Here is an 11,955-nt window from a genome sequence, read left to right as displayed (position 1 = left end):
GAACTGTCATCCCGTGTTGCATACTTCCGAGCCACAGGTTGCTCGAGGGTTTGTGGCGTCAACAAAGCCGACTCGTCCATTGATGTTCCTTTAAGAGCATTCCGCAGGGCTGATGGATCGGTGATGTGGCGATGTCAATTTTCGCTCCATCCATCATCGATCTCGAATCGGCTTGCTGAAATGGCGGCAGTGCAAATGGCAATTCTCGTGCCACGTTGATTCCTCGGCGAACAGATTGCTGGCACGACAAATGCTTTTGCACCCTCAACGCGTTTGGCTCTGAGGACCAAACGCTCGACGACAACGCGGCGAAAACCGACGCGTCGATTTTGTTTCCTCAATCCTCTTCAACGGAGTGCATCATGCGAGCCTTCATCTTCATCGCCGCGATTGTTTTGGTCTTGGTCGTTCTTGGATGGTTGCGGTTCACATCGGACGATGGCGATCCAACCGTTCGAGTTGACACCGATAAGGTGCGGCAAGACACCTCTTCTTTGGTAGAAACGTCAAAGGATGCTGCCGACGGTGCCGCTCAAACCATCGATCGCGCCGCTGAGTCCATTGACGCCAGCATTGATCGAGAACCAGTCGACGTTGTGACTGAATGAGTTTCGCATTCGTTCCAGCAAATTATCCCAACGCAACGGCCGATCCGTCGCACCACGCGGTTCGTCTTGAAGTAAGTTACCGGCTGTGGCTTGAGACGATTTGATTGCCCGAGGCAACAAACGTTTCGCCGTTTTGTTCGTGACTTCGAGAACTTCGGTGGTGGCCGGCGCTGGGATGAGCCTGGATGATTCTGTCTCAAAAACGATTGAACGGATTTACCGCGAGGATTCTCGGCGAGTTTTCGCGAGTCTGATTCGCTTGGTGGGTGATTTTGACCTCGCTGAAGAAGCGATGCATGAGGCTTTCGCTGCCGCGATGCAGCAATGGGCAACCGAAGGCGTCCCTGACAATCCGACATCCTGGCTGATCTCCACGGGCCGTTTCCGCGCCGTGGACCGAATCAGACGCCGACAAAAATTCCAGGATCTGCAACCGGAACTGATAAGACGAGTTGGCGAATTGGAAGCCGCCAATGCGGACGGATCGGATCACGAAATCCAAGACGATCGCTTGCGGCTGATCTTTACCTGCTGTCACCCAGCGATTGATCAAAAAGTCCAAGTACCGCTAACCTTGCGGGAGGTTTGCGGGATGACCACAGAAGAAATCGCACGGGCGTTTCTGATGAAGCCCTCGACGATGGCGCAGCGAATCGTACGTGGCAAAGCGAAGATTCGAGATGCGGGAATCCCATTTGAAATCCCATCCGTTTCGGAGCTTCCTTCGCGTTTGGATGCCGTGCTGTCGGTGATTTATCTGGTGTTCAACGAAGGCTACTCGGCATCGAGCGGCGAACATTTGACACGATCGGATTTGTCCAACGAAGCCATCCGGTTGGCTCGTTTGCTACACCGCTTGCTGCCCGACCCCGAGGTGGGCGGATTGCTCGCGTTGATGCTGCTTCACGAATCTCGGCGCGCAACTCGAATGGATAAGAATGGCGACATCGTGTTGCTGGAAGAACAGGACCGGAGTCGTTGGAACCAGTCTTTGATTGAGGAAGGGCAACGCTTCCTACGGCAAACATTGAGAACCAAGCGGATCGGAACGTACACCATCCAAGCTGCCATTTCAGCGGTGCACGCCGATGCCAAGACTCCTGAAGAGACGGACTGGCGTCAAATTGTCGCTCTCTATGACATCCTCGTCCGAATCCAACCCTCGCCGATCGTTAGCCTGAACCGTGCCGTCGCGGTTGCGATGCGGGATGATCCTGCGGCGGGACTAACGCTAATCGACGAGATTTTGGACTCGGGCGCCTTGGCTGAACATTCTCTTGCTCACTCAGCTCGCGGCGAATTGTTGCGACGCCTGCAACGATTGCCGGAAGCGAAGATCGCGTTCGAGAAGGCATTGTCGTTTTCCACCAATGAGGCTGAGCAACGCTTTCTAACTCGCAAGATCGCGCTCATCACAACGACCTAGTTTTTCGCGATCTGATCAATTCGCCGAAGCCGAAGACGTGTTGACCGTCGGCAAGGGAAACAGAGGTCGAATCTCGGTGGTACCACGCGTCGTCGCGGGAATTCGCGAGGCGATGCTAATGGCTTGGTTCAAATCCGATGCGTGGACCAGAAAATACCCCGCCAATTGCTCTTTGGTTTCCGGATAAGGCCCATCGGTCACTTCACATTCGTTGCGACGGACGCGAACGCAAACGGCCGAAGAAGCAGGCTCCAAGGGCGAAGCCGAACGATATTGACCGCAACGATCCAGTTCATGACAGAGGTCGACAGATTCGTTCAATGCGATCGCGTGTTCCTCCGGTTGCCACACACCTTCCTCTGAGAAAAGCATGAGCAGATAGTCTTTGCCTTCATTCAGCGAGCCCGCCTGCCCTTCTTTCCAAGCGGGTGCCTGTGACGGCGGAAGTGATAATTCGCCGGATAGTTCCGTGAGCCGCCGGATCTCGACGGTGCCTTTCTTCGCAGGTGGCAAACGGCTCGCAATGTCGATTGCCTCCTGCTGATCTTTCACGTCAATGATGTAATAGCCGCCAAGTTGCTCGATGGTTTCCGCAAAGGGTCCATCCGTGACTTCGCACGATCCTTCACGGACACGAACCGTGGTGGATGTGCTCACGGGATGCAAAGGTGCGGAGTCAATCCACGTGCCACACTCAGCAAGCTCTTCGCAGATGCCCATGGATTCGATCATGCACGCCCGGCGTTCGTCTTCCGTCCAATCATTTTCCGCACTGTATATCAACAACATGTACTTCATCGATCTCGAACCTCAGTGAATGGGAACAAACTCATTGACCTGAGCCAGTCAAAGGCGATTGCATTTCAGACCCACAAGCCGGTTGCAGCATGTTAGACACGCGTATGCTTGCCGCTCATGAATTGCACCCATTCCCCGTCATCCGTTTGCATTTCGCTAGTCATTCGCCAGTTGTTTTCGTCGATGACAATGATCGTGTCGCGATAGTGAGCCGTTCCTTCGCCTTCAAACTTGGGGCCTTCCGCAGCGAGTTGAAGTCGGGTTTTCGACTCGTCCAGACATCCTTGGTAGTGCCAAATGTTCGCCATCATCGAACCCATGAATGTGCCAACGTAGTGACCCAACTTGGGATCAAATCCAATGCTCATCAAAGAGGACCAAGCTCCTTCCTCCGATTCGCCACTGGATTCACTCAGCAGCCACATCCCATTCAAGGTGCGGCAAGTCATCTTGCCTTCCGCTTGATTGATCGATCCATCGGGCATGGAACACTCGTGTTCGAATTTCCATTCACCCACCAATTGTTCCAGCCATTCGTGTTCAGATTGCGGTTGAGAAAACATGTCTTGTCTCGTGTTGGAATTGAAAAGTCTGCTGCATCGAATTTGATACGCGTTGCCTCTTGCCGGCAACGTGTCATTGGATTGACCGATTCAACCATGCGTATCGCGCTGTCTCGGTTCGCATGCCTGCTGTGTGAACAAACCGTTAGCTGGCGCAGGCATCCGGGTCATAGTCGGGCACACTCATGACCTCCGGATCTTCGATCAACCAGGTCTGGTTTGTCATGGGATTGAAGGGCAGTGAAACATGTTCATGCACCACTTTCCATGCACCATTTTGGCGTTCGTAACCAATGGTGACTCGCATCCATGACTTTCCCGCCGGATGGTCCGGGTCCTCCGTTCGAAAACTGTGCAACCCATACGCGAACGCAACCTCGCCGGCCACATGAAACTTCATGTTATGGAAAACCGACTCGAACGCGGGGAAGTTTGGCAAACAATTCTGCCAAAGCTCACGAATCTTTTCAGGACCTTCAAACTTGTAGGGCGGGATCGCACCGTACAACACGACTTCCGGTGCGTAGTCGCGGACTAAACCGTCGCAATCCTTGGCTTCCAAAGCGTCGGACCAGCGTTTCACGGCACGACGTAATTCCGCCTCTTCTGGCGATTGAATTTTCTTGACAAGATCGGCTTCCTGTTGACGGAGCTCTTCAGTCATCGTTTCTCCGAAGTCTTCCATTCCAAAGATGGGTCGAATATCAATGTCAGAATCTTCCATCATCGGATTGGGGCAGCGACGGACCCACCGCACCGCTTCATCTATCGAGTCCACTTCCCAAATCCAATACCCAGCGATCAGCTCCTTCGTTTCGGCAAACGGCCCGTCGGTCACTGAACGTTCGGTGCCATGAAAGTGAACACGCACTCCTTCGGAGCTTGGCTTCAACCCTTCGCCGGCTTGCATGATGCCCGCATCCACCAGCTCTTGGTTGAAGTTTCCCATCGCGGTCAACAAAGCCTCATCAGGCATTCTTCCAGCTTCTGAACTGGGAGAAGCTTTGACCATTACCATCACTCGCATTGTGTCTCTCCGGGCAAGTTCGTCTCGATTTCGATCACATTCAGACGTTGTATCCCATCAAACCGCAGTCTGCGTGACGGAACTCCAACGAGACCGCGAACCGTTCCCAGCGTGTCACCTAAGAATCAGTCGCGAATTACAGAGTGGTCGAACGGCCTTCGAGTGGATCGACACCGATCAAAGTTTTTTTGCGAAGTTTCTTGATTCGCGTTGCCAACTCAGTTGACGAAGAATTGGTATCCCACCAAGCCGAACGTCGCGATTGAGATGCACACCGCCAATCCCGCCAGCAATCCATCTCGGGCCAGGATGGCCAGTGCGAATGCGAAGATGGCTCCTCCGGCGAGGTTTGCGCTGAAGGGGATGAATTCCAGAATTGGTGTGCTCATCGCGACCAGGATTGCGGCGACCGCCAACGTGCTGATCGTCGCGTGATTCATCATGAACGTCCAGCGTTCGGCGGTCATGGAATCCAACCACGCGGCGGGACGTCGCAGCCAATCCAGCATCTTCTTCATCTTGTCCTGGCTGATCTCTCGCCGCTCAATCCAATGCGGAATCCAAACATGATCGCGATGCGCGAGCATCTGACCACACAACAAAATCGCGATGGCCCCCAGCAGCACCGGGACACCCGGTAAGTCCGCGGGCCCGGGCAGCAACATGATGGCACCAACCACCAACAACAGCGACGCGAACGAATTGCGACCGACCGCGTCCATGACTTGGCCGAATTGGATGCGTTCGTTCTGCTCTGCAATGTCGTCGATGCGGTGAAGGATCTGCTCGATGGGAGCCTGGTGGTCAATACTCATCTTCAATACCTGGGGTTCAATTCCTCGGCAGCGGAGGTCGCGAATTTTCAAGGAGAAGTATTGACGTTGCAAAAGCCGAACCAATCAGAAAGGAACCTTTATGCGGATTGCGACCGCGCTAGTTGGCATCCCGCCAGATGTGCCAATAGGCACGGATGCGTTGGTCAAAGGCATGGGTAGACTCAGCAAACAACTGCCGACCCAAATTCACCGCAGCAGATTGGAGTGTTTCTCGCTTGCGATCCGCAATTCCCTTCAACACTTGACGTGTCTTTTTGCTGACCTCTTTTCGTTCAGCAGTCTGGTTGAACACAGCCAAGTCGTGGTCATCGCCCAACTGATCCGCCAAGCGACTGGACGCTTCGATCATCGGCGTCATGGCCTCTGGCCAAACACCCTTGAGCAGACGCAAGTGATACCAGTGATACTTCACGCGTTTACGAAACTCGTGCAACGACTCGGTGCTTGGGGTCTGGATCACCGAATCCAGTCGTGATTCCGCACGTCGTCTGGTTTTCGTCAATCCCTTGTGAATTGCCGCGTAGCCGTCGTGCTTCAGTCTCCAGTTGCTGGATCGCTGCTTGACGTCAGCCAAATCCTGACGCACCTTCGCCAGTGCGTGATCAATCACATCGTCGGAAATTTGTTGAAGCTCTTTTGCCAGTTTCAATCGTATGTCTGAAAAAGCGTCCCGGTCGATGTGCTGACCGAATTCGTCCATCAGATCATCATGACTTTTGACATTCGTTTTCGCATCACGGATGGCTGAGATTCGACGGGCTGCATCCCGGATCGCTTTGTTTTCGACATCGTATGTCTTGCCCAAAGCCGGACGTACCAACCGCAACAGGCCTCGAATTTTTTTACAACGTTTGCGAACCTGATGGACCGCGTGGTGCCGGTCGTTTGAGGATTTCTCGATCTCGCGAAGAGCCTTGTCGATTTGCTCGTTTGCAATTCGGTGCAAGGCATCCTGTGGGGTCTCGCTTCGTTTGATTCTGTAACTCATGACTTACCCATTCCAAAACGAAGGATTTATAGGCGACCACGCGTTCCGAGCTGCACGTTTCACCGAGACGGCAACTGAGCCGCGATGAATTCAGGCCAAGATTGGCATGGAAATTCGGGAATGTTTCCCGAAGGGAAGCTCATCTGAGACGTCCCATCAAAGACTGCTTCTTCAACACCGCGGATCATCTGACGACATAGATTCGATTCTTCGTGCTCTTCAATGGCACATTCCACCTCGAAACAGAGCGTCCACCATTCTCGCCCAAGCAATTCGACGTGAGCCCATTCCGTTTGCAACTCGGTGTGGTTGCCATCGGCATCGCGTTGACCTTCGAGTGGGACAGTGCGTAACTGCCGTTGTTTGCGCACTCGCACCCAGACAGACATGCAAGAACGAATCAGTTTCGCATCGAAGGCGTCGTTCATACGGAGTTCCCGCAACGGGTGTTTCTTCCATCGCTTCCAACTCAACTTGCGTTCGTTTTGGTCGGGAAAGCGTTGACTGGAATCCAGCTGCATCTTCGCTTCGAGTTGACATCGATCCACCGGCGTTTGTTGCCTGGCATGCTCGGGATTGCCTCGCAGCTTGACGCTGGATCGAGCATCTTGAATTGGAGCGTACCAATCCGTTCTCTCTTCACGTCGGAGATCAAGGTTGTTGGTTTCCCAGCTTGGGAACCATGAGGGTCGTCGATCGAAAAACCAGCGTGACTCAATCGTGGTCATGTGAACCCACCCCTTGATGACTCCGCTGCATGGAAGACGTCCTTCCCCACTCGCACATTTCGACCATACGAGCCATCTGCTTTTCTTCGTCCGCCGGAACAAATGCGATGGAGGTCGAGGAATGGCGACTCGACAACTCGGTTACTTCTCGCAGTTCGTCGTCACGGTCATTTTTTCGGTCATCGAGATGGATGCCGAAGCAATCCAGACCATTTAACAAACGATGACGAAACTCGGCGGAGTCCTTCACCAATGCTCCCGAAAGCAACAAAGCATCGCACCCTCCCATAACAGCGATCCCAGCGCCAACCGTTTGACGCACTCGATTGGCATACATCTCGAGAGCCAATCGGGGCCTCACATCGCCTTCCGCGGCCGCGGGCAATAAGTCACGGGTGTCTTCGCTGATTCCTGAAACACCTTTCAAACCGCTTTCACGGTTCAGCAAACGTTCCACTTCATCTGGCGATCGACCGTCGCGAATCATGGACAACACAATGGCGGGGTCAATGCTTCCACTCCGTGTACTCATCATCAACCCATCCAAGGGCGTCATACCCATGGTTGTCCATCTACTTTCCCCATCCACAACAGCACATGCGCTAGCACCACCTCCGAAATGAAGCGATAACCATTTCGAGCCATGCGATGGTGCGTGCTGCCCATTACCGCCGCTAGAAGACAATTTCGCCCACGCCAACGCTACTGACTCGTGGGCCAAGCCGTGGAAGCCAATGCTGCGATATTCCTCACCGAGGTCATACGGAATGGGATATCGCCAATGAACCTCGTCAATCGTTCGATGGAAGGAAGAATCAAAGACAGCATGCACTGGTTTATCGGTGGATTGCATGACCGTTCGAGCCACCGCCACGTCAGAAGGTAGGTGCAAAGGCGCGAGAGGAAAGATGGATTCCAGGTGCCGCAGAACTTCGGGTGTCATTTTGCAAGCAGGGATCGCCCAGTAGCGTCCTCCGTGAACGCAACGCACAGCAATTGCATCCACTATCTCCCAAGGCAACCGTTTTAGCAGCGACTTTGTTTCTTCCGCGAGTCGATCTTCACCAACGATTCGATCAACCATTCCCGAAGGCAACGAAGTGAGATCTCCGGTGGTATCAACCAAACGATATCGCAACGACCCGCTGCCGGGATTGAGAGACAAGACGATCACCGCTCAGCTCCCGTCGCCAAACACTCCTCCATGCCTTCACCATCGACCTCCCAATCAGAAAACGATTCCACGTCTTCACCGTTGGACTGCGCGTACGACAGCATCTCTTCGCGGCGACGTTGGGATTGTTGGCGGATGGGATCCAGACGCGAACGAATCGAGGGACGTTGCACAGCGGCTGCACACAGGATTTGATCGACCAACGTAAAGCGATCGATTCCATTGGCCGCCAACAAGCTGAACGGAGTGGTCGTCGTCCCTTCCTCAACGTACCCATTGATTCGAAAACGTTGATGATTTGGACGGTTCCATAGCAACTGTTTGACCGCCGACGGATAGCCATGGAAGTTGAAGATGACTGGCTGTTCTTCTGTGAAATACTTGGCGAATGCCTCCCGATCCAAACCGTGAGGGTGAAAGGTCTGTTCTTCTAGGATGAGCAGATCCGTGATGTTCACTAGCCTGAGCTTCAGCTCCGGAACCGCTTTGCGGAGTAACCTTGCCGCGACTATGGCTTCCGAGGTCGGGTAGACTCCACAGCAGGCGAGCACAACATCGGGTGTTTCCGAACCGTCGGATTCGCCAGATGGCGTCTGGTCGCTAGTCGCCCAATCCCATATCGATAACCCACGTCGGCAATGATCGTCCGCTTCATCAGCGTTCAACCATTGTGGCATCGGCTGTTTGGAAGCCACGATCAGATTGATCTTGCCAGTGCTGCGTAAGCAATGATCCAGCGTTGAAAGTAGACAATTTGTATCGGGTGGAAGGTACACACGGACGTTTTGTGCCTTCTTGTTCAACAACATGTTGAGAAATCCCGGCATCTGATGCGAATACCCGTTGTGGTCCTGTCGCCATCCTTCACTGCTCAATAAATAGTTGAATGAGCTGACCGGTTCTCGCCACCCGATTTCGTCTGATCGCTTCAAGAACTTTGCATACTGTCCCATCATGCTGTCGACGATGGACACGAAGGCTTCATAACATGGGAACACCGCATGCCGCCCCGTCAGCAGGTAACCCTGCATAAGGGCTTGGCACGTGTGTTCCGAAAGCATTTCAAAGACGCTGCCGATCAGGTCAACATTTGGATCTTGATCCGGTGTTGGCCACACGAACTGACGATCGCTGGCCTCCAGTGTCTCTGTCAGTCGATTCGACTCAAGTTCGTCAGGACAAAACAAACGAAACGCACCGCGGTTTTGCTGAATCACCTTTCGAAGCAAAGTTCCAGCCCGCTTCATGTCGCTCGCAACTACACTTCCTCGGTTACCAATCTCGACAGCGATCGAATCGTTTCGCCAACTCGGCAGCTTCAACGGCTTGCGGATCTCGCCACCGTTCGATTCCGGACGCATGCCCAAGCGAAGGTTTCCTTCCGGTAGCCAATCCACCACTTGAGCGTGCGGGCGATCATTCTCATCGAACAATTTTTCGGGTTGATACGATCGGAGCCATTGTTCCAGTGCCTTCAGATGTTCTTCGTTCTCGCGAGGACTGGGAACGGGGATCTGATGCGATCGATGAGTCCCCTCAATGGGTTTGCCGTCTAATTCTGCTGGGCCAGTCCATCCTTTTGGCGAGCGAAATAGGATCACAGGCCAACCTGGTCTGTTGGGAAGCTGTTGCCCATGGGCCAACTCACGTCTCCAGTCATCACGCAACTCGTCCATCTTCGAGTGAGCCTGATCAAATGCCGCTGCGATGGCTGCGTGATTCACGTGGGCAGCCTCACCGTGTTGTACCGGAGCAACGGACAGTTGGCTGCGATGGTTCCCACCCGTTGTCCCCGCGTTGATCAGGATCGGGAAGTAACCGTAGCCTTGAAACAAATCCGTCAGCTCATCATCCGACATCGAACCCAGTATGGTTCGGCTGGAGATCTTGTAGTGATTGAGGTGTACGATCGGCAGCACCATTCCGTCTCGCAGAGGATTCAAGTACTTCGTCAAATGCCAAGCGGTCGCGGTTGGTCCCGTCTCCGCTTCTCCATCGCCAACGATGCAGGCAACCATTCGTTCGGGTGCATCCAGCGCGGCACCAAACGCTGTTGCCAACGCGTAACCCAACTCACCGCCTTCATGAATCGCTCCTGGCGTGGCAGGAGTGAGGTGACTTGGGAACCCACCGGGCCAAGAAAACTCTCGAATGAGCATGCGTAAGCCGCCTGACTCTCGACGGAGGTCGCTGTACCGCTCTCCCAACGAACCATCCAAGAAGAGATTACTAAGGATAGCGGGAGCCCCATGCCCGGGCCCGGTCACCAACAACGTTGAAAGCTGGCGTTCAACGATTAGCCGATTGAGGTGAGTAGCAATCAGATTGATCCCAGGACAAGTCCCCCAGTGCCCAAGCAATCGAGGCTTGATGTGATCGGGCCGCAACGTTTCCCTCAAACAGACATTCTCACGCAGATAGATTTGCGCGGCAGAGAGGTAATTCGTTGCACACCAGTACAGATCCAATTGTTCTGGGGAGAGTTTGCCTTGCACAATCAATTGCCCTGGTTTGAGACAGGCGGCCAAGGCTCGTCGCATGAAGAACGATCCCATACCACCCAAACAATTTGCACGTTGCACTTCTACGTCTGGAAGTGTTCGATGCCGGGCGCCGACGATCCGGCATGCTGCAAATCAACGCTTCAAATCGTGTGCCGCCCTTCTCTCAGAGTCCTCGATTGAGTGTTTGTGACGTCACTTTGGGTTGATTCACGAACCTGGCATTGAGCTCCGCTATCAATCGAACGATTCGCGGGCGTCTCAGCCGATCCATAGACAAATTGGCCGGCCATCGCTTACATTTCACCGAAACTGACGTTGACGCTCTGTCTTAGTCGAGAGATCGACCACCGCACTGCTGTCAACATTCGCATGCTTTGCCTCTAGGATGAACCATCACATGTCGTTGACTCCTTATCTGTCGTGCCGCTTGATGTGCGGTCTGATCCTTGCCACCTGCTGCGTTGGCCTTTCCGCTTCCGCGGAAGATTCGAACTCGAAGAATGCGGAAGAATGGACCGTGCTTTTTGACGGCAAAACGCTGGAAGGTTGGGAGAAAGTCGGTCGCGACGACAGCCACTGGGAAGTGGAAGACGGTGTGATCAAGGGCACCGGGCGACCTTCGATGCTGGTCAACACGTCCGGGCCGTACAAGAACTTCCGTTATCGCTGCGAAGTCAAAATCAACGATGGCGGCAATTCCGGCGTCTATTTCCGGACCACTCGCAAACCAGGCTTCATGGACGGTTACGAAGCCCAGGTCGACAGCACCCACACCGATCCGATTCGCACCGGGTCGCTGTACGGTTTCTGCCACGTTTATCCTCAATTGGTCAAACCAGATACCTGGTTCACCTACGAAATCGAGGTCAAAGAAGACAATTGGCGTGGACGCGACATGCTTCGCATCAAAATCACCGTCGATGGCAACGAACTGTATGAATACATGGACTTCGAGAAGACTTACGGTCCAGGCCACTTCGCCTTTCAACAGCACGATCCTGGCAGCGTGGTGCACATTCGAAAAGCCGAAGTGATGCCGCTGGCCGATTGATCAGCCGCGTTCGAAGCCGGATGCCATCGAAACCGATTCGCGATCGGCTTGATGGGCTATCTCATGCAGGCATTTGCGATCGAAGCTTCAAGGGTGATCAGACTTGATTTGCATCGCCCATTGAGGGAAATGAAGCACCGCAAATTCAGCAAGCAGGAACGAAATCGAGTAATATCAGGCGAAGCGTTGGACGGCCCTTTTGACGAGGGGCGACCAGCGTCTCGCCTGATTTCGATTCCCACCGATCTGCTG

At 53.8% G+C, this 11,955-nt stretch carries 11 protein-coding genes; 3 read left to right on the top strand and 8 right to left on the bottom strand.

Annotation, left to right across the window (positions count from 1 at the left end; all coding sequences use genetic code 11):
• Positions 1 to 362: 362 nt before the first annotated feature.
• Both LOC70_RS04530 and LOC70_RS04525 read left to right on the top strand, forming a co-directional pair.
• Positions 363 to 608, top strand: a complete 246-nt coding sequence (locus LOC70_RS04530; protein ID WP_230252142.1) for a hypothetical protein — start codon at positions 363 to 365, stop codon at positions 606 to 608.
• A gap of 175 nt (positions 609 to 783) precedes the next feature.
• On the top strand, positions 784 to 2,034 hold the full coding sequence (locus LOC70_RS04525; RefSeq protein ID WP_230252360.1) for an RNA polymerase sigma factor: 1,251 nt from the start codon (positions 784 to 786) through the stop codon (positions 2,032 to 2,034).
• Positions 2,035 to 2,049: 15 nt separating this feature from the next.
• On the opposite strand, the gene LOC70_RS04520 is transcribed toward LOC70_RS04525, so the two are convergent.
• The 8 genes from LOC70_RS04520 to LOC70_RS04485 all read right to left on the bottom strand — a co-directional run bounded on the left by LOC70_RS04520 (position 2,050) and on the right by LOC70_RS04485 (position 10,688).
• Complete coding sequence (locus tag LOC70_RS04520) at positions 2,050 to 2,823, bottom strand: YciI family protein (protein ID WP_230252140.1); 774 nt, start codon at positions 2,821 to 2,823, stop codon at positions 2,050 to 2,052.
• Between the two features lie 101 nt (positions 2,824 to 2,924).
• Entirely contained in the window at positions 2,925 to 3,395 is a 471-nt protein-coding gene (locus LOC70_RS04515) for a DUF1579 domain-containing protein (RefSeq protein WP_230252139.1), read from the bottom strand.
• A 145-nt stretch (positions 3,396 to 3,540) separates the two neighbouring features.
• Complete coding sequence (locus LOC70_RS04510) at positions 3,541 to 4,413, bottom strand: nuclear transport factor 2 family protein (RefSeq protein ID WP_255715485.1); 873 nt, start codon at positions 4,411 to 4,413, stop codon at positions 3,541 to 3,543.
• 227 nt (positions 4,414 to 4,640) lie between these two features.
• Positions 4,641 to 5,237, bottom strand: a complete 597-nt coding sequence (locus LOC70_RS04505; RefSeq protein ID WP_230252137.1) for an exopolysaccharide biosynthesis protein — start codon at positions 5,235 to 5,237, stop codon at positions 4,641 to 4,643.
• A 118-nt stretch (positions 5,238 to 5,355) separates the two neighbouring features.
• A complete protein-coding gene (locus tag LOC70_RS04500; RefSeq protein ID WP_230252136.1) occupies positions 5,356 to 6,246 on the bottom strand; it encodes a CHAD domain-containing protein in 891 nt (296 codons plus the stop codon).
• A gap of 59 nt (positions 6,247 to 6,305) precedes the next feature.
• Positions 6,306 to 6,767 carry a hypothetical protein gene (locus LOC70_RS04495; protein WP_230252135.1) on the bottom strand — a complete coding sequence of 154 codons (462 nt, stop codon included), beginning with the start codon at positions 6,765 to 6,767 and terminating at the stop codon, positions 6,306 to 6,308.
• Between the two features lie 193 nt (positions 6,768 to 6,960).
• The gene (locus LOC70_RS04490; protein WP_230252134.1) at positions 6,961 to 8,148 is read right to left on the bottom strand and encodes an acetate/propionate family kinase; all 1,188 of its coding nucleotides are present in this window, start codon (positions 8,146 to 8,148) and stop codon (positions 6,961 to 6,963) included.
• Positions 8,145 to 10,688 carry a phosphoketolase gene (locus tag LOC70_RS04485; protein ID WP_230252132.1) on the bottom strand — a complete coding sequence of 848 codons (2,544 nt, stop codon included), beginning with the start codon at positions 10,686 to 10,688 and terminating at the stop codon, positions 8,145 to 8,147. The genes LOC70_RS04490 and LOC70_RS04485 overlap by 4 nt, the downstream gene beginning before the upstream one ends.
• A 361-nt stretch (positions 10,689 to 11,049) precedes the next feature.
• Between LOC70_RS04485 and LOC70_RS04480 the strand changes: the two genes are divergently transcribed.
• The gene (locus LOC70_RS04480; RefSeq protein WP_390888994.1) at positions 11,050 to 11,703 is read left to right on the top strand and encodes a 3-keto-disaccharide hydrolase; all 654 of its coding nucleotides are present in this window, start codon (positions 11,050 to 11,052) and stop codon (positions 11,701 to 11,703) included.
• Positions 11,704 to 11,955 lie beyond the last annotated feature (252 nt).

Source organism: Rhodopirellula halodulae, from assembly GCF_020966775.1.
In the GTDB taxonomy this organism is placed as follows: domain Bacteria; phylum Planctomycetota; class Planctomycetia; order Pirellulales; family Pirellulaceae; genus Rhodopirellula; species Rhodopirellula halodulae.
This window is presented reverse-complemented; position numbering and strand designations above follow the sequence as displayed.